Annotated in this window: 20 protein-coding genes; 9 read left to right on the top strand and 11 right to left on the bottom strand. The window is 59.8% G+C overall.

What is annotated here, in order from left to right:
• Positions 1-72: 72 nt before the first annotated feature.
• Positions 73-1449, top strand: coding sequence for a TolC family outer membrane protein (locus SJY32_RS11070; RefSeq protein ID WP_376874969.1), 1377 nt, complete (start codon positions 73-75; stop codon positions 1447-1449).
• Between the two features lie 209 nt (positions 1450-1658).
• Positions 1659-2930 carry a hypothetical protein gene (locus tag SJY32_RS11065; protein WP_376874966.1) on the top strand — a complete coding sequence of 424 codons (1272 nt, stop codon included), beginning with the start codon at positions 1659-1661 and terminating at the stop codon, positions 2928-2930.
• 125 nt (positions 2931-3055) lie between these two features.
• Here the strand turns inward: SJY32_RS11065 and SJY32_RS11060 are convergent, their stop codons facing one another.
• Positions 3056-3376 carry a DUF6280 family protein gene (locus tag SJY32_RS11060; protein WP_376874963.1) on the bottom strand — a complete coding sequence of 107 codons (321 nt, stop codon included), beginning with the start codon at positions 3374-3376 and terminating at the stop codon, positions 3056-3058.
• A 215-nt stretch (positions 3377-3591) separates the two neighbouring features.
• Between SJY32_RS11060 and efp the strand changes: the two genes are divergently transcribed.
• On the top strand, positions 3592-4155 hold the full coding sequence (gene efp / locus SJY32_RS11055) for an elongation factor P (protein ID WP_376874960.1): 564 nt from the start codon (positions 3592-3594) through the stop codon (positions 4153-4155).
• Between the two features lie 75 nt (positions 4156-4230).
• Here efp and SJY32_RS11050 read toward each other — a convergent pair whose 3' ends face one another.
• Complete coding sequence (locus SJY32_RS11050) at positions 4231-4965, bottom strand: YgfZ/GcvT domain-containing protein (protein ID WP_376874957.1); 735 nt, start codon at positions 4963-4965, stop codon at positions 4231-4233.
• A 4-nt stretch (positions 4966-4969) separates the two neighbouring features.
• Positions 4970-6712 (bottom strand): ABC transporter ATP-binding protein, encoded by a 1743-nt coding sequence (locus SJY32_RS11045; RefSeq protein WP_376877699.1) that lies wholly within the window; start codon positions 6710-6712, stop codon positions 4970-4972.
• 209 nt (positions 6713-6921) lie between these two features.
• Between SJY32_RS11045 and SJY32_RS11040 the strand changes: the two genes are divergently transcribed.
• The gene (locus tag SJY32_RS11040; RefSeq protein WP_376874954.1) at positions 6922-8139 is read left to right on the top strand and encodes a pyridoxal-phosphate-dependent aminotransferase family protein; all 1218 of its coding nucleotides are present in this window, start codon (positions 6922-6924) and stop codon (positions 8137-8139) included.
• Positions 8140-8184: 45 nt separating this feature from the next.
• Here the strand turns inward: SJY32_RS11040 and SJY32_RS11035 are convergent, their stop codons facing one another.
• From SJY32_RS11035 to SJY32_RS11020, 4 genes are all read right to left on the bottom strand, one after another.
• Positions 8185-8535, bottom strand: a complete 351-nt coding sequence (locus tag SJY32_RS11035) for a DUF305 domain-containing protein (RefSeq protein ID WP_376874951.1) — start codon at positions 8533-8535, stop codon at positions 8185-8187.
• A 106-nt stretch (positions 8536-8641) separates the two neighbouring features.
• Positions 8642-9760, bottom strand: coding sequence for a pyridoxal phosphate-dependent aminotransferase (locus SJY32_RS11030; RefSeq protein WP_376874948.1), 1119 nt, complete (start codon positions 9758-9760; stop codon positions 8642-8644).
• Between the two features lie 107 nt (positions 9761-9867).
• Positions 9868-12702, bottom strand: a complete 2835-nt coding sequence (locus SJY32_RS11025; protein WP_376874945.1) for a valine--tRNA ligase — start codon at positions 12700-12702, stop codon at positions 9868-9870.
• Positions 12703-12818: 116 nt separating this feature from the next.
• Complete coding sequence (locus SJY32_RS11020) at positions 12819-13250, bottom strand: Lrp/AsnC family transcriptional regulator (protein WP_376874942.1); 432 nt, start codon at positions 13248-13250, stop codon at positions 12819-12821.
• 223 nt (positions 13251-13473) lie between these two features.
• On the opposite strand from SJY32_RS11020, the gene SJY32_RS11015 reads away from it, so the two are divergent.
• Together SJY32_RS11015 and SJY32_RS11010 are read left to right on the top strand one after the other, a co-directional pair.
• On the top strand, positions 13474-14619 hold the full coding sequence (locus SJY32_RS11015; RefSeq protein ID WP_376874939.1) for a type III PLP-dependent enzyme: 1146 nt from the start codon (positions 13474-13476) through the stop codon (positions 14617-14619).
• Positions 14620-14805: 186 nt separating this feature from the next.
• Positions 14806-16167 carry a DUF2235 domain-containing protein gene (locus tag SJY32_RS11010; protein ID WP_376874936.1) on the top strand — a complete coding sequence of 454 codons (1362 nt, stop codon included), beginning with the start codon at positions 14806-14808 and terminating at the stop codon, positions 16165-16167.
• 10 nt (positions 16168-16177) lie between these two features.
• Here SJY32_RS11010 and metF read toward each other — a convergent pair whose 3' ends face one another.
• A complete protein-coding gene (gene metF, locus SJY32_RS11005; RefSeq protein WP_376874933.1) occupies positions 16178-17044 on the bottom strand; it encodes a methylenetetrahydrofolate reductase [NAD(P)H] in 867 nt (288 codons plus the stop codon).
• Between the two features lie 92 nt (positions 17045-17136).
• On the opposite strand from metF, the gene SJY32_RS11000 reads away from it, so the two are divergent.
• Both SJY32_RS11000 and SJY32_RS10995 read left to right on the top strand, forming a co-directional pair.
• Positions 17137-18042 (top strand): LysR substrate-binding domain-containing protein, encoded by a 906-nt coding sequence (locus SJY32_RS11000; protein ID WP_376877696.1) that lies wholly within the window; start codon positions 17137-17139, stop codon positions 18040-18042.
• 99 nt (positions 18043-18141) lie between these two features.
• Positions 18142-18933 carry an inositol monophosphatase family protein gene (locus SJY32_RS10995; protein WP_376874930.1) on the top strand — a complete coding sequence of 264 codons (792 nt, stop codon included), beginning with the start codon at positions 18142-18144 and terminating at the stop codon, positions 18931-18933.
• Between the two features lie 21 nt (positions 18934-18954).
• Here SJY32_RS10995 and SJY32_RS10990 read toward each other — a convergent pair whose 3' ends face one another.
• The 3 genes from SJY32_RS10990 to SJY32_RS10980 all read right to left on the bottom strand — a co-directional run bounded on the left by SJY32_RS10990 (position 18955) and on the right by SJY32_RS10980 (position 21037).
• A complete protein-coding gene (locus SJY32_RS10990) occupies positions 18955-19419 on the bottom strand; it encodes an NUDIX hydrolase (RefSeq protein ID WP_376874927.1) in 465 nt (154 codons plus the stop codon).
• A complete protein-coding gene (locus tag SJY32_RS10985) occupies positions 19416-20153 on the bottom strand; it encodes a rhomboid family intramembrane serine protease (RefSeq protein WP_376874924.1) in 738 nt (245 codons plus the stop codon). The genes SJY32_RS10990 and SJY32_RS10985 overlap by 4 nt, the downstream gene beginning before the upstream one ends.
• A 77-nt stretch (positions 20154-20230) precedes the next feature.
• Positions 20231-21037 carry a MerR family transcriptional regulator gene (locus SJY32_RS10980; protein ID WP_376874921.1) on the bottom strand — a complete coding sequence of 269 codons (807 nt, stop codon included), beginning with the start codon at positions 21035-21037 and terminating at the stop codon, positions 20231-20233.
• Between the two features lie 117 nt (positions 21038-21154).
• Between SJY32_RS10980 and SJY32_RS10975 the strand changes: the two genes are divergently transcribed.
• A complete protein-coding gene (locus tag SJY32_RS10975; protein WP_376874918.1) occupies positions 21155-22438 on the top strand; it encodes a 4-aminobutyrate--2-oxoglutarate transaminase in 1284 nt (427 codons plus the stop codon).
• Positions 22439-22447: the final 9 nt, after the last annotated feature.

Raw genomic sequence — 22447 nt, 5'->3', positions numbered from 1 at the left:
GCATGATTGCCCGTGTCTCGGGCCACAAAATTGCATGACGATATGTAATTATGACGACGCAAGGATTGGCGCATGATAAGCAAGTTTTCCCGTAATGCCCTGTTTTCCGGGGTCGCTGCTTTGGGGCTTTTGGTCTCTCCAACCGTTGCAATGGCGGAGACTCTGGCTGATGCGATGATCGCGGCATATCGCAATTCGAACCTGCTTGATCAAAATCGGGCGACCCTTCGCGCCGCGGATGAGGAGGTCGCAACGGCGGTTTCGTCCTTGCGTCCCGTTTTGCAATGGGCGGCGGATTTCGATTATGCGATGAGCCAACCCTCCATGCCTGCCGATCGCACGACTGCCTCGCTTGAATTGACAGCAAGCATGACGCTCTATGATTTCGGGCGAAACAAATACACCATCGACATGAAGAAAGAGAGCGTGTTGGCCACGCGTGCGGCGCTTTTGTCGATTGAGCAAGAGGTGCTGATCGCGACGGTGTCGGCCTACACCTCTGTGAAAAGCAAGGCCGAGCAAGTCAGCATCAACCAGAACTCGGTGCGGGTGATCGGTGAGGAACTCAAAGCCGCGCAAGATCGATTCGAGGTTGGTGAAGTGACGCGCACAGATGTCGCGCTCGCGGAGGCATCTCTTGCGGCGGCGCGGGCCTCTTTGTCCTTCGCACAAGGCGAACTGACCAGCGCGCGCGAAGATTACAAGGCAATCACGGGAAAATACCCCACCAGCCTCGCGGCGATGCCGGCTGCCCCGCAAGCGCCTAAAACGCTTGATGAGGCGATCAAGGTCGCCCAGCGGAACCATCCTTCCATCGCACAGTTGCAACACAATGTGACCGCGGCGGATCTGGGCGTGGCGCTTGCTGCGGCAAACCGTCGCCCGACTTTGACGGGCGCTTTGGGCGTCGAGCATGGCGAAGAGGGTGTCGATAGCTCGTATGCGGGGCTCTCGTTGAGCCAAACAATTTACTCGGGCGGCGCGTTATCTTCGGCACACCGGACCGCCGTGGCTGGTCGCGATCAGGCGCGGTCGGCGTTGTTGCAGGGCGGAATTGACGTGAGCAAGGCCGTTGCCTACGCGTGGTCAGGTATCGAGGTCGCGCGCGCACAGATCCGTGCCTTTGACGAGCAGATTCGTGCGGCACGCGTTGCATATAATGGCGTCCGCGAGGAGGCGACCTTGGGCGCGCGCACGACATTGGAGGTTCTGGACGCGGAGCAGGATCTGTTGGATGCGCAGGCGTCACGTATCGATGCCGATGCCACGTTGCAGGTAGCATATTATACACTTTTGCAGGCTATGGGTTTGTTAACGGTAGAAAACCTGAAGCTTGGAATCCCCACATATGATCCTGCTGCCTATTACAACGCCGTCAAAGACGCGCCGTATACCTCTTCGCAGGGCAAGAGCCTTGATCGGGTTCTGCGCGCCATCGGCCAAGACTAAACCCTCTCGCGCTTTTCGCGGATATGTTGCGCAGCGCCGTGACAGGCCCAGCCCCTTCCGGGCTGGGTTTTCTTTGGTGCATTGCGCCGATTGTCAGCCCGCCCTTGGAAGGCTAAGCTGTCGGCACCAAATTCGAAATTGCCTCGTGTCAAAGACGCTGGGCACCGCCCGTCAACGTGCGGAAATGCAGCCCGAGGTGGGGAAACGCGATGTCTGAGCAGCATACCAATGTAGAGATTGAAGATGTTTTGACATCGATCCGTCGATTGGTGTCGCAAGATCTGCGTCGCCCCCAGCCACCGCGGCAGGAGGCCTCGCCGTCCCCTTCCGCGCCGCAAGCGGATCGTGCGGTGAGCTCGGAGCCGGAGCAGGAAACGCTGGTCCTCGGCCCGGCGCTGCGCGTGGCGCCACCTGCGGCGCCTTCGAGTGCGCTGCCGATCGAACCCGAGCATGATGAGGCGGAAGAGTTGGGCCAGCCTCAGACCGCGATGGTGGAGGAGGATGATTCCGAGGGCCCGCTGCCCGAGGGAGAAGGGGAAGACCCCTCGGTGAGCGCTGAGCAGGGTACTACACATGCCAGCGCCGACGGCGCGCACGGGGCAGTGACAAGCGACCAACCCTTCGCAGAATCCGAGATCACGGCGCAGGAGGTTCAGTGGGATCAACCCGTCGGTGATATTCTTGGGCGCGCGGTGCACGCGGGCGCTGACGAGTTTGATACGTTCGAGATCGAGGACGGGCTGCCTGCGCCTCGCAAGGATGCAGCCGCGGCGCCTATGGCGCCTGCGCGCGCCGCGGAGCCTCTCGCCGCGCCTCTTGAGCAGTTCGAGCCGGAGTTGGGCGATCCTTTCGGCGGCGCCCCATCGGCCGCGCAGTTCGAGGCGGATGCGTGGGTGGATGCAGAGCAAACGGAGTATGCCGCTCCCGAAGATATGGCACATGATGCCTCCGAAGTTCCCGAGGCGGATCTTGCCTTTGGCGGCGGGGCGGATAGCGTGGAAGATCAGGAGGCAAAGCCCTCCGAGGCATCTCCGCAGGAGGGCGACTTCGGTGATGCCGCTGATTTTGATCTGGTGCCCGACGATATCTGGGCGGCTGAGGCCGATGTGATGGGCTTTACCGAGCAAGATGAGGTCGAACATGCGAGGGAGGTCGCGCGCGTGAGCGAGGGCCTTCAACGGTTGCATTTGAAGGATTTGGCCGCTCCAGCCGCTGCGGCGCCGCCGCGCCGACCGACGGCCTATGAGGATATTCGTGAGGAGGTCAGGAAGCAGGTGCGCGGCGCGGTCAACGAGGGGGGTATGTCAGACGCCCACGATCCGCTCGGCGTCGAAGGATTGGATGTGGAGGGCTTGCGCGAACTCGTGCGGGATATGATCCGCCAAGAACTTCAGGGCGTCTTAGGGGAGCGTATCACGCGCAACGTGCGAAAGCTTGTGCGTCGTGAAATCCAGCGAGCGCTTGATACCGAGCAATTCTAACCGCTGTTGCCGTGGCCTAAGGATGGTCCGCGGGCAGTGGGGTGATCGTCCTAACTGTATTGCATTTTAAACGAGAAAGGCGCGCCATAAGGCGCGCCTTTCTCAATAGCCCCCAGATGACTATTTTAAGCAGCTTCTGCTTCTTCGGCCGCCATCCGGCGTTCGCTTTCTTCGCGCGAAAGGGCAACGGAAGTCCGCACGCCTTTCGATACAAACGCCATCAGACCTTTGACGACGCGTTCATTGGGGTCGATCCCCGCGCAGGACAGGACTTCACGCCCGTCGCGCGAGCGTGCCCAGCGAGCGATCTGCTCTGGGCCATTCCCGTATTTGCGGTCATCGGCAATCGCATCATCCAACGCAGCAAGAACCACAGCCGCAAAAAGCTTGCGTGCACGTTGTCCTTGTTCGTAGTTGAAAGCGGAGCCGTCCACGAAATCGCGCATTGATCCGTCCTTTTTATTGCTCTTGCGTTTCTTGGCGTCGGGCCAATTAGGGGTAAGTGCCCCTGATTCGATATGGGCTGCGTAACATGCCTGCCATGCGTATAGCGCATAACTGCTTAAACGCACCTACATAATCTAGTCTGCTTGCCTTGTGCCGATCGCACATATATAGGTCTGCAAACTTCCCGATCAACCCGTCTGCACAGGTAATTCCCATGCCCAAGATCAACGGCAATGAAATCCGTCCCGGTAATACGCTCGAGCATGATGGTGGCCTGTGGGTCGCTGTGAAGGTCGGCCACGTGAAGCCCGGCAAGGGCGGTGCCTTCGCTCAGGTCGAGATGAAGAACCTGCGCGACGGTCGTAAACTCAACGAACGTTTCCGGTCGGAAGATAAGGTCGAGCGCGTGCGTTTGGATCAAAAAGACCAGCAATTCCTCTATGAAACCGATGGCAAGCTCGTGTTCATGGACAATGAAACATATGAACAAACCGAGCTCGACGCCGATCTGTTGGGCGATCGCCGCCCGTTCTTGCAAGACGGCATGATCGCAACGATCGAGTATTTCGGTGAAGAAGCGTTGACGGTTTCTTTGCCGCAGAAAGTGACTTGCAAGGTTGTTGAGACGGAGCCTGTCGTCAAAGGTCAGACGGCGGCGAACTCGTTCAAACCGGCAATTCTGGATAACGGCGTGCGCGTCATGATCCCGCCTTTCGTTGGCACCGACGAGTCAATCATCGTGAATACCGAATTGTTTGAGTATGTTGAGCGCGCCTAAACTCGCGCAACTGTGATGTGTGAAGGGCGGCCAAGTGGCCGCCCTTTGTCATTTTGAGGCGCGCAGAAGCCTTCTTTAGGGTTGATCGATCAACGCGACACCCGCCGCGCCCGCCGTCATGTCATCGCCAGCACGATCGAGCCGCAGATATGCGATGGCTTCGTTTCCAGATCGGGTCAGCAAAGTTCCGATGTCGCGCCCGTCGCGGCTGATGGGGGTGCCGGTTGCGACCGATGCGGATAGGGAGACCCGAGCAAGGCCTTTGCGCAATTCGGTTTTATGCTTCATCCGCGCGGTGACTTCCTGCCCGACATAGCAGCCTTTGCGGAAATCAACGCCGTGCAGGCGCTCAAACCCTGCTTCGAGGATGTAGGTGTCGGGTGTCAACTCAATACCGGTTGCGGGGATGCAATGCGCCACACGGATTGCGTCGAAATCGGTGCCATCCGTCCCGTCCGTCTCACCGTAGAGCCGCCACCCCATCGCCGGATGGCGCGGATCGACAACAGCCCCCGACGGCACCTCTCCCGTGCCCACAGAGACCTGCAGGAGCGAGGGCGCGATTTTGACGTCTGCCCGCAAGCGATACATCGTGAGGCGCTGCGCGAGGCTCGGCGCGAGGCTCGCGTCCACGTCGACCAAAATCGTCTCGCCTGCGCGGATCAAAAAGAAATCTGCGAGATACTTGCCTTGCGCCGTCAGAAGTGCGGCGTAGATTGGCCCTTGCGCAAGCTTGCGGATGTCGTTGGTGACGAGCCCCTGAAGGAACTCTTCACGGTCATTGCCTGAAATCTCTAGGATTGTTCGCATCGTTTTACTCCGAAAATTGCATCCGGCTGAGGGCGGCATAGGTGCCCCCGCGTGCCATCAGCTCGTCATGCGTTCCCTCTTCCACCACCGCGCCGGCGACAATGACGATGATCTTGTCGGCGCGCCGGACAGTGGAGAGGCGATGGGCGATGACCAGCGTCGTGCGCCCCTCGGAAAGCTCCTCCAGAGCCTGCGCAACAAGTGCCTCCGAGGCGGTGTCCAAGGCGGAGGTGGCTTCGTCGAGCAACAAGACAGGCGCATCGCGCAGCACCGCGCGGGCAATTGCAACGCGCTGACGTTGACCGCCCGACAGGCCAGAGCCACGCGGACCGGCGGGCTGATCGAGACCAAGCGGGAGTTTGTCGACAAATTCAGAGACATGCGCGGCTTTTACGGCTCGCTCCATATCTGCGGCGGGAACGGAGCGCCCAAGCGCAATATTCTCGCGGATTGTTTCGTCAAAAAGCGCGGCATCTTGCGCAACGGTCGAGAATTGCGCCCGCAGCGCCTCCAACGAGAGGGTCGAGATATCGACGCCTCCCAACCGCACGACGCCCTGATCCGGATCAACGAGCCGCGTCAGAAGGTTAAAGACAGTTGATTTCCCCGCGCCGGAAGGGCCCACTAGCGCGGTGGTTTTTCCAGCCTCTGCGCGCAGGCTAAGCCCGCGTAGAACCTCGGTTTCGCCGTAGGTGAGGCGGACGTTTTCTAGTTCAACCGCGGTCGATCCGGCGCTTGTTTGCGCCCCGCCCGTGATCCGCGTGCGCGTGTCGAGCAATTCGTAGAGCCGTTCCAGCGACGCTGCCGCTGTCTGCCATGTGCCCGCCAGCGCGCCAAGGCGCCGCAGGGGTTGGAACGCGAGCGACATTGCGGTGAAGAACGACATGAATTCGCCCACCGTGCGCTCTCCGTCAATGATTTCGCGCCCGCCGAGCACCAAAACCGCCATGAACCCGAAGCCTGTGACGATATCAATCAGCGCTGGGATCATCGCGTTGGAGGCTGCCATCTTGATCTGACCGCCTTTGATCCGCCCCACGATCGTCTCGAACCGCCCCATCTGGTAGCGTTCCATCTGGTTGAGCTTGACGGCGGAAACGCCGTGGAAAATCTCGTCTAGGCGGGTGGCACGCTGGCTGGCTTGGTCGCGGTTCTGGCGCGTCTTCTTGCGGATATAGCGCTGCGCCATCGCGGTTGGCAAAATCAAAAGCGGTGCACCGATGAGCGCGGCGAGGGTCCAGACGGGATCGATCGAGATCGCCACAGCTGCGAGGCCCGCGAGTGCCACCGCATCGCGCCCCGCTCCCGTGATAATCGTGGACCAAACGCCTTGAACGGCGAGCGTATCGCCTTGCACGCGCTCGATCAGCGCGCCGGGAGGGTTTCGCTGAAAGAAGCTCATGTCCAGTGTGAGCAGGTGGCGTAAAATATCCACCTGCATCGCTGTCGATGACTCCAGCGAGATTTTCGTCAACAGCGTCTTAGACCCGACAGAGGTTATCGCGCGCAGGGCAAATAGGCCAAAAATCGCGGCGCCGACCCACCAGATCGCGCCCGCATCGCGCGACACAAACACCCGATCAAACAGGGGTTCGAGCACCCATGACAACGCCCCCAAAGTCGCGCCGTCGATCGTCATCAAAACCAACGCGGCAGACATGACCGGCCAGTGCCCGTGCAGATAGTCGCGCCAGAGCCGCAAAAACAGGCTGGGCTGTTTGGAGTGTTTGGTCACGGTCGGCCTCATCGCGCTGGTGCAAGATTGATCGATAGCCCAAGGGGGCGGGGGCGACAAGCGCAGGCCTTGGCCAAGCATTGTGCGGACACGCGCAACCCGCCGATACCTCGCCCCATACCCGTTGACCTTATACGGTTGTGTGGCTACCGATTGGTTTGCTGGCGCGCCGCTATTTTCCGCCGCGCTTTGGCGCTTTTGCCATTTTGAGAGGTCCCCTTATGTCGCTTGCCAATGGTCGTCCCTATCTCGCGATTCCGGGCCCATCCACGATGCCGGACCGGGTGTTGGGTGCGATGCATCGCGGCGCCCCCAATATCTATGAAGGGAAATTGATCGAGGAGACGGCGCAGATCGTGGCCGATCTCAAGAGGGTTGCGCTGTGTTCTTCGAACGTTGCGATTTACATCGGCAATGGTCACGCCGCGTGGGAAGCTGTGAACACCAATCTGTTTTCTCGCGGTGATAAGGTTTTGGTCCTCGCCACGGGGCGTTTCGGGATGAATTGGGCGCGGGGGTTGAGCGAACTGGGAGTGGATGTCGAGATCCTCGATTTCGGTCTGCAATCGCCTGCTGATCCCGACCGCGTGAGCGAACGTTTGCGGGCAGATCGTGGTCATACGATCAAGGCGGTGCTGATCTGTCAGACGGATACCGCAAGTTCGATCCGCTCGGATGTGGCGGCCTTGCGCGGCGCGATCGACGCTGCGGCGCATCCTGCCTTGTTCGGCGTAGACTGTATTGCATCGTTGGGCTGTGACATGTTCCGGTTCGACGATTGGGGTGTCGATGTTATGGTGTCGGGGTCGCAAAAAGGCTTGATGACACCGCCGGGGCTTGGCTTCGTTTGGTTTAATGACAAGGCCCTTGCCGCGTCAAAGACGGCGGATTTGCGGACGCCGTATTGGAATTGGGAGCCGCGTGCGACCCCCGAACAATATTGGCAGCATTTCAACGGGACAGCCCCAACGCATCACCTCTTTGGTCTGGGGGAAGCTTTGCGGATGATTTTGGATGAAGAAGGGCTGGAGGCTGTTTGGGCGCGTCATACCGCTTTGGCTGGCGCAACTCATGCCGCCTTCGCTCATTGGGGGCAGGGCCACGACATTGCGCTGAACGTTGCCGACCCTAGGGCGCGCTCGCACAGCGTCACGGCCGCACGTATCGGCAATGGCGGCGCGGGGCGTTTGCGCAAATGGTGCGAGGATCAGGCGGGCGTCACCTTGGGAATCGGACTGGGCATGGCCGAGCCGGATGCGCCAAACTACGGTGATTTCTTGCGCGTAGCGCATATGGGTCACGTCAACGCCCATATGACATTGGGGGTTTTGGCGGTCATGGAGGCGGGAATGATCGCTCTCGACATACCCCATACCGCGGGCGGCGCGACGGCCGCCGCACGGGTGGTTGCGGCGGCTACGCGAAACCACGGCCTCTAACGCGCGGCGCAGGATCTGCGGCGGCTTTGGCTCAGTACGGCGCGCTTATGGCGCGCCGTGTTTTTCCAACCATCTTTCCATCCAAGTGATTTCGGCCTCTTGGGCCTTGATCACCTCTGTCGCAAGCGCACGAATTTCGGGATCATCGCCTTGCGCCAATACCTTTTGGGCCATCTCCACGGCCCCCTCGTGATGCGGGATCATCCCGCGCACGAAGGCCTCGTCTGGGTCCATGCCCTCAAGCAGCGCGGGGTCCGGCATACCCATGTCTGAATGTGGATCGGCGTGATGCATTTCGCTATCAACGCCGCGGTTTTTCGTCTCATCCGCGTAGGCCCCGAAGGCGATGGCGAATACGATCGGGCTTAGAAAGGCAAATTTACGGCTGCGAGTCATCTCGGCTCTCCTGATGTTGCTCGCAAATTGCCCCAAGGTTTTGATCCGCACAAATCACTGCCGCGCGAGTTAAGTGAAATATTCGGGGCCTTGAGCAGAGACCTGCCTATCCGCGTGCGACGCGCAGTGCCTCGGGGAGAGCTTGTGCGAAGGCTTTGATCTCGGCGTCGGGTCCGCAAGACACGCGGATGCAGCGGTCTTGGGGCGCAACGAACGGCATCCGAACGAAAATGCCACGCGCGCTCAGCTCTGTCAGGACGCGTTTTGCGAAGGCACCGTCCGCCCCGCAATCAAGCGCCACAAAATTTGTAGCTGATGGCAGTGGCATCAATCCATGCATCCTCGCGATGCGGCTGATTTCCTCGCGCGCGCGCGCAACTTGCGCGATTCCGCGCGCCAGCCAAGCGTGATCGGCTTGCGCCGCAAGGGCGCCTGCTTGGGCGATCCGGTTGATCCCGAAATGATTGCGGATCTTATCAAAGCTGCCGATGAGGTCGGCATGCCCGAGCGCGTAACCGATCCGCGCCCCCGCCAGCGCGTAGGCTTTCGAGAAGGTCCGCATCCGGATCACGCGGGGATCGTTTGGATCAATCGCGGGCGAGGTGCCCTCGGGCGCAAATTCGACATAGGCCTCATCGAGGATCAGAAGGCTGCCCGAAGGTACAGCTTCGATCATGCGTTGCAGCTTTTGCGCGCCGTGATGCGTTCCCATCGGGTTGTCGGGGTTCGCGATATAAATCAGCTTGGCACCTGTCTCCACCGCCTTTGCGATAAGCGCGGTCGGGTCTTCGTGATCGTTTGCGTAGGGCACGGTATGGATCACGCCGCCAAAGCCTTTGACGTGGTAATTGAAAGTTGGATACGCGCCCGCCGAGGTCACGACCGCGTCGCCTTGCGCGATGAACAGGCGAACCAGATAGCCCAAGAGCCCGTCAATCCCTTCACCGATCAAGATATTTTCGGCCCCGACCTCATGCTGCGCGGCAAGTGCCGCCCGCAGATGATAGCTCTCTGAATCGCCATATTTCCAGATGTCAGTCGCCGCCTCGGACATGGCCGAAATTGCACGGGGGGAGGGGCCAAATCCGTTCTCGTTCGCGCCCAGTCGCGCAGCGAAAGGCGCCCCCGCCGCCCGTTCTTGCGTCTCGGGGCCGATGAAGGGAACCGCCGCAGGAAGCGCATCGATGATCGGGGCATAGCGGGGGGTGGCATGGCGCAGTGTCATCGCGAAACCTTTTGGCTGTGCCGCGCATTTGCGGCGCGGGGGCGTGAACCCGCCGCCAAAAGCACGTCCGCATACGGCGGCTTCTGGCGGCGGGGTGTCGGCGCGGTTTACAGATCCGCGAGGCGTTTGACGGCGGCGGCCAGTTGGGCGACCTCCTCTTGCCGCGCGTTCAGGTTGCTGCGGGTTTCCTCGATAACCTCATCGGTCGCATTGGCGACAAATTTCGGGTTGTCGAGGCGGTTCTTAAGGCCCGCCGCTTCTTTTTCGATTTTCGCGAGGGCTTTTTCCAGTCGGGCTTTCTCCGCCTTAACGTCAATCACGCCTTCCAGAGGCAAGCCGAACACCGCACCCGGAGCCGCGATCGAGATCGAGCCTTTCGGGATGCCGCCCTGCGTGATGCTATCGACGCGCGCGAGGCGGAAGACGAGGGCCTCGTTGCGGGCAAGCGCTGCGGTCGCGGCGTCATCCGCCTCGGCCAGAACCAGCGGCAATTTCAGGCCAACCGGCACGCCCATCTGGGTGCGCGAGGAGCGGATTTCCTCAATGAGCCCGATCACCCAATTCATCTCGCGGTCAGCTTCCGCATCGACCAGATCGGCGGCGGCGTAGGTCGGCCAATCGCCATGGACCAGCATTTTAGAGCGCTCACCGGTCAGCGACCACAGTTCCTCGGTGATAAACGGCATGATCGGATGCGAGAGGATGAAGCATTGATCGAGCACCCAGCGCATCGTGGCGCGGGTTTCTTCCGCGTGATCGCCATCAAACAGCGGCTTTGCGAATTCGACATACCAATCGCAGACCTTGCCCCAAACGAAGGCGTAGAGCGATTGCGCCGCGTCGTTGAAGCGGTAATTGGCGAGCGCATCGTCAATCGCCTCGCGCACTTTCGCGGTCTCGCCGATGATCCAGCGGTTCACGGTATGCGTCGGCGTCGGGATGCCCTGCGCCGCCGCCCCTTCAAACACGCCGTTCATTTCGGCAAAGCGGGTGGCGTTCCAGATTTTCGTGCCGAAGTTGCGGTAGCCCGCGATCCGCTGCATATCAAGCTTCAGCACGCCGCCCAGCGACGCCATCGCCGCATTGGTGAACCGCAACGCATCGGCGCCGTATTCGTCAATGATCTCAAGCGGATCGACGACATTTCCCAGCGATTTGGACATCTTCTTGCCCTTCGCATCGCGCACCAGCCCGTGCAGATACACCGTGTTGAACGGCACCTGATCGACCACGGCCAGCTGCATCATCATCATCCGTGCGACCCAGAAGAACAGGATGTCTTGGCCGGTGACGAGCACATTGGTCGGGAAATATTTCGCCAGTTCCGGCGTTTTCTCGGGCCAGCCGAGCGTGCCGATGGGCCAGAGACCCGACGAGAACCAGGTGTCGAGCACGTCGGGATCGCGGGTGAGGGATTTGCCGCCCGCAAGCGCCACGGCTTCTTCTTCCGAGGGCGCGCAGTAGTGGTTGCCGTCAGCGTCATACCAAACCGGAACCTGATGGCCCCACCAAAGTTGACGCGAGATGCACCACGGCTCGATGTTTTCCAGCCAGTGGTAATACACCTTCTCGCCGCTCTCGGGCATGATTTTGACCTCGCCGGAGCGCACGGCCTCCAACGCGGGCCCAACGATTTTCGAGGTTTCCACGAACCATTGATCGGTGAGCATCGGCTCGATGATGACTTTCGAGCGATCCCCGAACGGCTGCATAATCGGCTTGTTCTCGACGAAGGGCACCATGCGGGTGGCGTCCTCGCCGTCCTCATCCTGATAGGTTTCCGCCACCATCACGGCGAGGCCGAGCGCATTGATATCCTCAATCACGGCCTTGCGGGCGGTGTCGCGGTCCATCCCGCGGTATTTTTCGGGCACGAGGTTGAGCGTGTCGATCTCCGCCTCGGACGCCTCGGCCCCCGCCGCGATTTCGCGGGCGCGGTGGACGGCGTCTTCATAGCTCATGCCGTCCGCGCGCATATTGGCGCGGGTGTCCATCAGACGATACATCGGCAGGCCGCAGCGTTTCGCCACTTGGTAATCGTTGAAATCATGCGCGCCGGTGATTTTGACCGCACCCGAGCCGAAGGTCGGATCGGGGTATTCATCTGCCACAATCGGGATCAAGCGATCGCAAAGCGGCAAATGTACCATCTTGCCCACGATCGGTGCGTAGCGCTCATCCGACGGGTTCACCGCAACCGCGCCATCGCCCAGCATCGTCTCGGGGCGGGTGGTCGCGATGGAAATATAGTCGCGGGTCTCGCGCAGAGTGACGTTGCCGTCCTCGTCTTTTTCCACGTAATCATAGGTCTCGCCGCCCGCCAGCGTGTATTTGAAATGCCACATATGGCCGGGGCGTTCCTCATTCTCGACCTCAAGATCGGAGATCGCGGTCTCGAAATGCGGATCCCAATTCACGAGGCGCTTGCCGCGGTAAATCAGACCCTTGTTATACATTTCAACGAAGACCTTGATCACGGCCTTCTGGAACGTCTCATCCATCGTGAAGGCGTTGCGCGACCAATCGCAGGACGCGCCGAGGCGCTTCAACTGGTTGATGATCGTGTCGCCCGATTGCTCTTTCCACTCCCAGACCTTTTCGAGGAACGCCTCGCGGCCCATCTCGCGGCGGGACGGCGCGCCAGCTTTCGCCAGCTCGCGTTCCACCACCATTTGCGTCGCGATGCCCGCGTGATCCTGCCCCGGCTGCCAGAGCGTGTCAAAGCCGCGCATCCGGTGCCAGCGGACCAAAATATCTTGCAACGTGTTGTTGAATGCGTGCCCCATGTGGAGCGAACCCGTGACGTTTGGCGGCGGGATCATGATGCAGAAGGTTTCCTCGCGCGAGGCGTTCGCCCCTGCTGCGAAGCAGTTGCGCGCTTCCCATTCCTGCACGATCCGGGCTTCGGCCTGTGCCGCGTCAAAGTTCTTTTCCATCGTCATCTTATCGGTCCTCTCGGGGCGGCGCTTATGGCTGGGGCGGCCAGCCTATCTGGTGTGATGCTTTATATTGCTAGGGGGCGAAGGAAAAGCCTTCTCCGTGGCGGAAGGCGGCGAGGTCACACGGCGCGGTCAAGCTTGGTCGTCAAATGGATCAGACTTTCCGAATTCAGCACGCCCGGGATCGCGCCGATGACATCAAGTGCATGATCAAGTTGCTGCGTCGAATTGGCCGCGATTTGCAACAAAAGGTCGATCCGTCCGGAGGTGGTCGAGATACGCTCAACCTCCGGAATCGTTTTGAGCCGCCCCAGAACGGCGGGCTGAACGCGCAGATCAATCTCGACAAGAACAGTCGCGCGCAATCGTCCGGCGCGCGCAGCTTCGCCCAATTTCACCGTGTAGCCCGCGATCACGCCGTTGGTTTCCAAGCGCTCCAGCCGCGCCTGCACGGTCGAGCGCGCGACTTTGAGTTTGCGCGCCATTGTCGCGAGAGAGATCCGCGCATCCCCCGACAAAAGCCCGACAATCGCTCTATCCAGTTCATCCATTCAGCACCTATACATTTGACCGGCAATTTCGTCATTATAACGATGTTTACTGACATTTCTGCTCTTTTGTTCGGTGCATTTGTGCCGCATACGGCGCATTATGGAAAGACAGGAAAAGGGCGGCTCATACGCACCTGGCCTGGTTGGTTGAAACGCGTAAGCGTCTCCCGACCCGTAAAGCCGGGGCAAGAGGTGGCTGCATCTATTGGTGAGGATTAAACCGATGGGACTGTCGAAAACGATCTGGGCGAACCCGTCCGAAATCATCCGTACGCAAGAGCCGGATCACCCTGTCATGGTGGTGTCCCCGTCGATTTTGCAGTCGACCGCGCGTCGCTTCATGAAGGGCTTTCCGGGGCTCGTCACTTATGCCGTCAAATCGAACCCTGACGAGATGGTCATCCAAAACCTCGTTGCTGCGGGCGTAAGCGGGTTTGATGTGGCCTCGCCGTTCGAAATTGACTTGATCCGTCGCCTCGCACCGACGGCCGCTTTGCATTACCACAACCCCGTTCGGGGCCGCGACGAGATCGCACATGCGGTCGAGGCGGGTGTTAAGACGTGGTCCGTAGATTCGGTTTCCGAGCTCGAAAAGCTGATCGAAATGGTGCCGACGGCTGATTGCGAAATCTCGGTGCGCTTCAAGCTTCCGGTGAACGGCGCGGCCTATAATTTCGGCGCGAAGTTCGGCGCAACTGCGGAGCTTGCGGCGCAACTGTTGAAACGCGCGGATGAGGCCGGTTTCATTCCATCCCTGACCTTCCACCCCGGGACGCAATGCACCGATCCGATGGCGTGGGACGCGTATATCCGCACCGCGCGCGAAATCTGCGATGCGGCCGGGGTGATGGCGCGCCGTCTCAATGTCGGTGGCGGTTTCCCGTCGCACCGCAATGAAGGGCCTGCGCCGGAACTCGAGGCGATCTTTGCGCTGATCGACCGTGTGGCGATGGAGAGCTTCGGCGACACTCGTCCGGCGCTTGTTTGCGAACCGGGCCGTGGCCTGATTGCGGATGCGTTCGCGCATATCACGCGCGTCAAATCCTTGCGCGATGGCGAGCATGTCTTCTTGAACGATGGCGTCTATGGTGGCCTTGCGGAGTTTCCGCTGGTGTCCAGCATCGACCGGATTGAAGTTTTCTCACCCGAAGGCCAACGCCGCATCGGGTCGCCGACGCCCCGGATTGTCTTCGGGCCGACCTGTGACTCCGTTGACCGCCTGCCGGGGGATCTGATGCTTCCAGCTGATATGGAGGAGGGCGATTACGTCTTGTTCCAAGGGATGGGCGCCTACTCGATGGCCACCAATACCCGTTTTAACGGCTTTGGTGCGATGGAAGTGGTCACCGCGATGTCGCTTATCAGCTAAGGACCGGTGTTGTTTTAGGAAAAGCCCCGCAGTGATGCGGGGTTTTTTTATGGGTGTTTCCTATCGGGCAGGCGTGAGTGCCTTGAGCGCCTGTCGGTAACATCATCGTAAACCGCATGGACTAACCTGCCAGAACGCTTACAGTTTGCAGGAGGGCGTTAAGGTGCGCGGGCGGAGGACTTTGCGATGGCATGGCGGATCATGCGGGGGCTGATCAAAAGCTTTGCCGATCTGATCGGCACGTCTGCACGGATCAAATCCTCACGCGTTTCGCCTGACGCGGTTGCGCCGAGGGGCATGGCCCGCGAGAGCGTGGATCATGTCATCTTGCTCGATGGCACGATGGGAAGTTTGCATCCCGCGCGCATCACGTCGATCGGGTTGATCCACCATCTTCTGCGCGGTGGCGAGGCGCGCGCCTCGGTCTATTACGGCAAAGGGGTGGAGTGGCGTGAATGGGCAGAAGTGTCCGAAGTCATTCTCGGTTGGGGTGTCGAGCGCCAGATCCGTCGCGCATATGGATGGCTTGCCTCGCATTATCGCGAAGGCGACAGGATTTTCATTCTCGGGTATTCGCGCGGCGCATTTGCGGCGCGGTCGCTCGCGGGGATCATCGATCGTGTCGGCCTTGTGCGGCACGAGCATGCGGTGGAGCGTAATATCCGTCTCGCATGGCGCTATTATGAGCGACGTGATACGCCCTCCGAGTTGTTCCACAAGAAATTCTGCCATCCGCAGGCGCCGATCGAAATGGTTGGGGTGTTCGATACAGTGCGTGGCTTGGGGCTGAAATTGCCAATTTTCTGGATGTTCCATGACGAGGCGCGGGTGTTGTTCCACGATCATCACCTCGGCCCGTCGGTTCGGCATGGTTTCCATGCGCTGGCGTTGGACGAGACAAGGTCTGTGTTCGAGCCCCTCTTGTGGGATAGCGCGCATACTGAAGCGGGCCGGATCGAACAGGTTTGGTTCCGTGGGTCGCACGGCGATATTGGCGGGCAGCTTGGTGACAATGATGCCGCGCGACCTTTGGCGAATATTCCTCTGGTATGGATGCTGGAGCGTATGTCGCGGCGCGGTTTTGCCTTGCCGGCTGGATGGCGCGCCCTGTTCCCGACGGATCGCGATGCCCCCTCATTAGGGACGTGGCGGGCGTGGGGCAAAATGTTTTGGCTTCGGGCGCCGCGGATGGTTGGCAACGATCCCACCGAAAAGCTGCATGAGACGGCGCTGGGTGGGCGGCGTTGGCAGGCGATCATCAGCCCAAAATTCGCCCGCGCCTTAGAAACGCTTCCGCAAACACCACCGCGCATCGGGCCGCGGCTGCCGCGCGCTGACGGGGCGGCTGAGGAAGGTGACAATGATGTGGCCCTCTTTGAGGACGGGGCCTTTGACGAGGTCTCATCCGCGAAACGAGGCGATCAAGAGGTGCCGCCTGTCAACGGGGATGCCCTGGCTGAGGGGAAGGCGGGCGATATGAAAAGCGCGCCCGAGAAGATCTCGCGCGCGCACTCCATTCTTCAATCTCTGCGTCGCAGTGCCTCGTAAGATTTTATAATCAGGCTACTTTTTCGAGGCGCGCTTGCGGCGTGATTCCCAAAGCATGACATACATCCCGCGTGAGGGTCGGACGGTTGAGCGTGTAGAATTGCAGATCTTCTACGCCGCCACGGATCAACTCGTCGCACAGCTCAGTGCACATGGACAGCGCCAGAAGCTCTTCACGGCCATCGCGTTGCGCGGCCTCAAACGCTTCGATGACCCAAGTCGGGACGCTTGTGCCGCAACGCTCCGCAAACCGGCGCGCGCCCGCCCAAGACTGGATCGGCAAAATGCCCGGAATGATTTTCGCGGTCACGCCTTCTTTGTCGCAGGCATCACGGAAGCGGAAGAAAGTATCGGCTTCAAAGAAGAACTGGGTGATCGCGGATGTCGCGCCCGCGTCTTGCTTGCGCTTGAGGAAGCGCACATCGGCAAGTGCGTCCGTCGCCTCGGGATGCGGCTCGGGATAGGCCCCGCAGCGGATGTTAAAGCGGCCGTCCTCGGCAAGAAATTCGATCAGGTCGACCGATGAGGCGAACCCCTCCGGATGCGGTGTGAACTTCGTGGCCCCTTTGGGCGCATCGCCGCGCAGCGCCACGATATCGGTAACGCCTGCCTCGGCATAGGCATCGATGATATCTTTTGTTTCTGCACGTGTTGCGTCAACGCATGTCAAATGCGCGGCGACGTTCAGGCCGTAATTCTTGCCGATGGTCGTTACCGCCTCATGGGTGAGCTTGCGCGTGGTGCCGCCCGCGCCATAGGTGACGGACACGAAATTCGGCTGGAGGGGAGCCAGCACTTGTGCGGTTTCCCACAGCCGGAACGACGCATCAAGCGTTTGCGGCGGGAAGAATTCGAACGAGATATTGGGCGTAGCCATAGCGAAAATCCTTTTGTTATGCCCCTTGTGCCAGAAAATCACTTGTGAGACAAATTCATAATCTTCATCACGATTATGAGTCCAGCAACAAGATGCACCTCGAATTCCGTCACCTTCGCACGATTAAGGCCATTCATGACGCGGGCGGATTGGCGCGCGCGGCTGATATCTTGCACATCACGCAATCAGCTTTATCGCACCAAATCAAAGGCTTGGAAGAACAGGCGGGCATTGAGCTTTTTGTGCGTCGCGCCAAGCCTCTCAAGCTGTCTTCTGCGGGGCATAAGCTTTTACGTCTCGCGGAGCGCATCTTGCCAGAGATCGAGGCGACGGAGGCCGAATTTGACGCGCTGCGTCAGGGGCGGGCAGGGCGCTTGCATATCGCGATTGAATGTCATGCCTGTTTTGAGTGGTTGTTCCCCGTGTTGGAGCAATTCCGTAGGGCTTGGCCCGATATCGATATCGATATTCGTCCCGGACTTGCGTTCTCTGCCTTGGCGGCTTTGGGCCGCGAGGAGGTGGATCTTGTGATTTCCTCGGATCCAGAGAAACTCGAGCATATTACGTTCAATCCGCTGTTTGATTACTCCCCCACCTTCATTGCCGCCTCAAACTCCCCGCTTGCGGAAAAGCCGTTTGTGACGGCGCAGGATTTCGCGGATCAGACGTTGATCACCTATCCTGTGGATCGGGCGCGCTCGGATGTATTCACGCAACTGCTCACACCTGCGCGCGTCGAGCCTAAAGCGCATCGGCAGGTGGAGTTGACAACGGTTATTCTCATGCTGGTCGCCTCGGGGCGCGGAGTTGCCGTATTGCCTGATTGGGTTCTGCGTGAGGTAAAGTATCGCCCTGATTATATCACGCGACCGGTGACGGAGCAGGGCATCACCAAACGGCTCTATGCGGCGACGCGCAGCGATGACGCGACCGAGCCTTATATGGCGCATTTCTTGCGGCTGGCCCGCACCGAGCCCGTGAAACTCCAGCGAGCCTGACAATAGGTCATAATTGCAGGGCGAAAGGCGCAGCAAAGCTCTTGGAATTCTTTGCGCGCCCGCGTATAGCACGCCCTTGATGTGAAGGAGCCCCATCCGATGCAAGGCAGCGCCAATCTAAACCTGATGATCAAGGCCGCCCGCAAGGCAGGCCGCAGCCTCGTGAAAGACTTCCGCGAAGTTGAGCAACTGCAAGTGTCCTCAAAGGGGCCGGGCGATTTCGTCTCGCGCGCCGATAAAGAGGCCGAGCGGATCATCAAAGAAGAACTGCGCTCCGCGCGTCCCAGCTATGGCTGGCTCGGTGAGGAAACCGGGGAAGAAGCCGGTGAAGATCCGACGCGCCGTTGGATCGTTGATCCGCTTGATGGCACAACCAACTACCTTCACGGTTTGCCGCATTGGGCTGTGTCTATCGCGCTCGAGCACAAAGGCGAGATTGTCGCGGGCGTTGTTTTCGATGCCGCGAAGGACGAGCTGTATTGGGCGGAAAAAGGCGGCGGTGCCTATTGCAACGAGACCCGCTTGCGTGTGTCTGGCCGTCGCGTGATGCTTGAATCGATTTTCGCGACGGGTGTTCCCTTCGCAGGTCAGTCGACCTTGCCAGCAACCTTGCAAGATTTCGCGCGCCTGATGCCTGTTTGCGCGGGCGTCCGTCGCTTTGGCGCGGCGTCGCTGGATTTGGCATATGTCGCTTCGGGCCGGTATGAAGGCTATTGGGAGCGCGGCGTGAAGGCATGGGACATCGCGGCCGGTTTGATCCTCGTTAAAGAAGCGGGTGGTTTCATTGGACCTGTTCGCGAAGGGCGCGATATTTTCGAGAGCGGTTCCGTAATCGCGACCAACGGCGAGATGTTCGACCCTTTGTGCAAAATTCTGCGCCAACCGGCGTAAGTTACGCGCAACAAACGAAATTTACGGGGCGCTGGGCGATTGTCCGGCGCCTTTTCCATTTGCAGCGATGGCGAGGGCATCCCGTGCCAAGGATGCAACATCGCGGCTGAGTTGCAGCTCTGTCTCCATCGTGGCAATCGGTATCCACCGTGCATCCAGCGCGTCATCCGCGGCCTTCGGCGTGCCTGAGATCCATTCGCATAGCACAGCAATCAGCAGATAATGAAATGCGATTGTACCATCAGGATCATAGCTGATCGCATCCAGAGTGCTGATCACATGTTGCGCCGTCGCGTGTACGTGCGTCTCCTCAAAGAGTTCGCGCTGCGCCGCGTCAAAAATTGTCTCGCCCCGGTCGATCTTGCCGCCCGCAAATCCCCAAAGCCCCTGATCAGGTGGGTTAGCGCGCTGTACCAAAAGCGCTTGACCGTCGCGGATCACCACGGCGAGCACTGCGGGGATCGGATGCTTCCCCGCGCCGGTCATCGGCGCGGTTGTCTGCGCACGATTGGCACGTGCGATTTGGAGTATTCGGCTTCTGGATGCGGCGGATGACCGTGGTTCTGCGCCCAGAACCGGACGCCACCCAGTCGAAGCCATGTCGGGACCGCCAAAGCAAACCCCGCCAAAAACCCGCCCGCATGGGCCCAATACGCCACACCGCCGTCATCGCCTACGGTGCTGGCGCCGTTGAACACCTGCAACGCGAACCAAACCCCGAGGACAATCCATGCGCGGATAGGGAAGATTTTGAAAAATATCAGGAAAAAGAACAGCACATCGACCCGTGCTTTGGGGTAGAGCAAGAGATAGCCGCCCATAACCCCTGCGATGGCTCCTGATGCGCCGACCATGGGAACGCCGCTCGACGGATCCGCGAGTATTTGCGCGAAAGCCGCCGCCAAGCCCCCCAAAAGGTAGAAGCCAAGAAAGCGGCCGCGGCCCATCTGATCTTCTAGGTTATCTCCGAAGACCCACAAAAACAGCATGTTACCACCAAGGTGCATTAGCCCTGCGTGCAAAAACATATGCGTCAAAAGTCCGTGGAGATAGGCGCCGTGCGTCACGGCATCGGGGTAAAGCGCCAATGACGCCCAAAGCAGGCCGTAGCTGTCGCCGACCGGCAATGTCAGGAGATACATTCCGACGTTAACGAGGATAAGCGCCCATGTGACATAGGGCGTTTGCAAAGACGGGTTGTGATCGCGAATGGGAAACATGGCGCGAAGGTCCTTTATCCGCTGCGGCGCGTCAATCGACAATACTGTGCAGAGGACTGAGATTGAGCGTTTAGCGGTTAGAAGCTCGGCGGGGTATTTACCCAGATCAGGGTGCAAATATCGTCGGCGGCATTCGCCCAAGCGTGCGGGCGACGGCTCTCGAAATAGATCGAATCACCGGCGGCCAACTCATGTGTCTCGTCAGTATCAAGGGTGATCCTAAATCGCCCGTTGATCACGGTGATAAATTCCTCGCCCTCGTGATCGTAAGCGCCGGAGGATGCAGCGCCAGGGGAGAGGATGAAGCGGTGGCAATCCATTTGCCGTAACCCCTCCGCGAGAACCTCAACGCGTACGCCCTGCACCGGCATCGGCCAAAGGCGCTCGCGTCCTGCGCGCACCACGGCTTGATTACGGCTTTCCTGACCGGTCAGCTTCGACACTGTTGTGCCGTAATATTTCGTCAAATCGGCCAGCATCTTGAACGACACGCCAGCGCCCGTGCGCTCCAATGTGGAGAGGGCAGAGGCCGACATGCCTGCCTGATGGGCGACAAGTTCCAACGTTTCGCCGCGGGTAAGCCGCAGTTGGCGCAGCGCCGCGCCCAAGGGTTCGTTCAAAATATGCGGGATAGGTTGAGGGGTGTTCTCGGCCAGCAATTGCGCGCGGATCGCGGCGGGGTTCAGTCCGGTGCTTTTGCGCAAAAAGGCGATCCGTTGAAGCTGTGCGACGTCGCTTTCGGAATATATCCGCTGCCCCGATGGCCGGCGTTCGGGCTTGATCAGCCCCTGCATCTCCCACAGGCGCAGGGTAGATGGCGCGACGCCCGCCGCTTTCGCCGCCTCCGTCACACGAAAATGCACAGTCTCGTCGAGGGTGTCCATAATGACGTATCCGTTCGATCATTTGTCGGAAGCGGTGGCGGTGTTTTGAAAAATACCACTATCCAGATTTCATAAAATCTTGCAGAAAAAATGCAAGATGCCGAATCGGAGATTTGCATGACCCACTCGCCCACGACCCCGCTGACCGACCGTAAGAACGCCTCCATCGCCAAGGGCGTGGGCATGACAACGCAGATCTATGCCGAACGCGCCGAGAACGCCGAAATTTGGGATAAAGACGGCAATCGCTATATCGATTTCGCCGCCGGTATCGCCGTGGTAAATACAGGCCATCGCCATCCGAAGGTGATTGAGGCCGTCAAAAAGCAGCTCGATTGTTTCACGCATACCTGCCATCAGGTCGTGCCTTACGAGAATTACGTTCATCTCGCGGAGCGCCTCAATTCGGCGCTGCCGGGCGATTTCGAAAAAAAGACTATTTTTGCCACGACTGGCGCAGAAGCAGTTGAAAACGCGGTAAAAATTGCCCGTCACTATACCAACCGCGCGGCCGTTATCGCCTTTGCGGGGGGCTTCCATGGCCGCACATTCATGGGGATGGCGCTGACTGGGAAGGTGCAGCCCTACAAAGCCGGGTTCGGGCCGATGATGAACGATATCTGGCATCTGCCGTTCCCGAATCCATTGCACGGTGTGAGCGCCGAGGATGCGATGGCGGCATTGGATCGTCTGTTCAAAGCAGATCTGGAGCCAAGCCGCGTTGCGGCCATTATCATCGAGCCCGTGCAGGGCGAGGGCGGATTTTATGAGGTTCCTCAGGGGTTCTTCACGCAGCTTCGTAGCCTGTGTGACACGCATGGAATCGTGCTGATTGCGGATGAGGTGCAAACCGGTTTCGCGCGCACGGGGAAGCTTTTCGCGATGGAACACCACGGCGTTGCGGCCGATATCGTGACGATGGCCAAGGGCCTTGGCGGCGGGCTGCCGATCTCTGCGGTAACGGGCCGCGCCGATATTATGGATAGCCCCAATCCAGGGGGGCTCGGCGGGACTTACGCGGGCAATCCTTTGGGCGTCGCCGCCGCGCATGCCGTGCTTGATGTGATTGAGGAAGAACAGCTTTGCGACCGTGCGAACCGGATGGGTGCGCGTCTTAAGCAACGCCTCGCCGCGATTGCCGACGTGACGCCTGAGATCGTGGATATTCGTGGCCCCGGCTTTATGAACGCCGTCGAATTCAACGTTGCGGGCACGCAGACGCCGGATGCGGCGTTTACCGGACGGGTGCGTGAAGAAGCTCTCAAGCGCGGGCTGATCCTGTTGACCTGCGGTGTCTATGGCAACGTTATCCGGTTCCTTGCGCCGCTCACGATTCCTGACGCGGTGTTCGACGAGGCGCTCGATATTATCGAAGCCTCGATCAAGGCCGCGAGAGGGTAATCGCCCGCG

Source organism: Albirhodobacter sp. R86504 (genome assembly GCF_042466415.1).
In the GTDB taxonomy this organism is placed as follows: domain Bacteria; phylum Pseudomonadota; class Alphaproteobacteria; order Rhodobacterales; family Rhodobacteraceae; genus Albirhodobacter.
The sequence above is the reverse complement of the archived record's forward strand: the minus strand, read 5'-3'. Positions and strand labels throughout refer to the sequence as shown.

What these genes read in the sequence shown, in the direction of transcription:
- SJY32_RS11070 (WP_376874969.1), top strand. Translation starts at nt 73, where the DNA reads ATGATAAGCAAGTTTTCCCGTAATGCCCTGTTTTCCGGGGTCGCTGCT.
- SJY32_RS11065 (WP_376874966.1), top strand. Translation starts at nt 1,659, where the DNA reads ATGTCTGAGCAGCATACCAATGTAGAGATTGAAGATGTTTTGACATCG.
- SJY32_RS11060 (WP_376874963.1), bottom strand. Translation starts at nt 3,376, where the DNA reads ATGCGCGATTTCGTGGACGGCTCCGCTTTCAACTACGAACAAGGACAA.
- efp (WP_376874960.1), top strand. Translation starts at nt 3,592, where the DNA reads ATGCCCAAGATCAACGGCAATGAAATCCGTCCCGGTAATACGCTCGAG.
- SJY32_RS11050 (WP_376874957.1), bottom strand. Translation starts at nt 4,965, where the DNA reads ATGCGAACAATCCTAGAGATTTCAGGCAATGACCGTGAAGAGTTCCTT.
- SJY32_RS11045 (WP_376877699.1), bottom strand. Translation starts at nt 6,712, where the DNA reads ATGAGGCCGACCGTGACCAAACACTCCAAACAGCCCAGCCTGTTTTTG.
- SJY32_RS11040 (WP_376874954.1), top strand. Translation starts at nt 6,922, where the DNA reads ATGTCGCTTGCCAATGGTCGTCCCTATCTCGCGATTCCGGGCCCATCC.
- SJY32_RS11035 (WP_376874951.1), bottom strand. Translation starts at nt 8,535, where the DNA reads ATGACTCGCAGCCGTAAATTTGCCTTTCTAAGCCCGATCGTATTCGCC.
- SJY32_RS11030 (WP_376874948.1), bottom strand. Translation starts at nt 9,760, where the DNA reads ATGACACTGCGCCATGCCACCCCCCGCTATGCCCCGATCATCGATGCG.
- SJY32_RS11025 (WP_376874945.1), bottom strand. Translation starts at nt 12,702, where the DNA reads ATGACGATGGAAAAGAACTTTGACGCGGCACAGGCCGAAGCCCGGATC.
- SJY32_RS11020 (WP_376874942.1), bottom strand. Translation starts at nt 13,250, where the DNA reads ATGGATGAACTGGATAGAGCGATTGTCGGGCTTTTGTCGGGGGATGCG.
- SJY32_RS11015 (WP_376874939.1), top strand. Translation starts at nt 13,474, where the DNA reads ATGGGACTGTCGAAAACGATCTGGGCGAACCCGTCCGAAATCATCCGT.
- SJY32_RS11010 (WP_376874936.1), top strand. Translation starts at nt 14,806, where the DNA reads ATGGCATGGCGGATCATGCGGGGGCTGATCAAAAGCTTTGCCGATCTG.
- metF (WP_376874933.1), bottom strand. Translation starts at nt 17,044, where the DNA reads ATGGCTACGCCCAATATCTCGTTCGAATTCTTCCCGCCGCAAACGCTT.
- SJY32_RS11000 (WP_376877696.1), top strand. Translation starts at nt 17,137, where the DNA reads ATGCACCTCGAATTCCGTCACCTTCGCACGATTAAGGCCATTCATGAC.
- SJY32_RS10995 (WP_376874930.1), top strand. Translation starts at nt 18,142, where the DNA reads ATGCAAGGCAGCGCCAATCTAAACCTGATGATCAAGGCCGCCCGCAAG.
- SJY32_RS10990 (WP_376874927.1), bottom strand. Translation starts at nt 19,419, where the DNA reads ATGACCGGCGCGGGGAAGCATCCGATCCCCGCAGTGCTCGCCGTGGTG.
- SJY32_RS10985 (WP_376874924.1), bottom strand. Translation starts at nt 20,153, where the DNA reads ATGTTTCCCATTCGCGATCACAACCCGTCTTTGCAAACGCCCTATGTC.
- SJY32_RS10980 (WP_376874921.1), bottom strand. Translation starts at nt 21,037, where the DNA reads ATGGACACCCTCGACGAGACTGTGCATTTTCGTGTGACGGAGGCGGCG.
- SJY32_RS10975 (WP_376874918.1), top strand. Translation starts at nt 21,155, where the DNA reads ATGACCCACTCGCCCACGACCCCGCTGACCGACCGTAAGAACGCCTCC.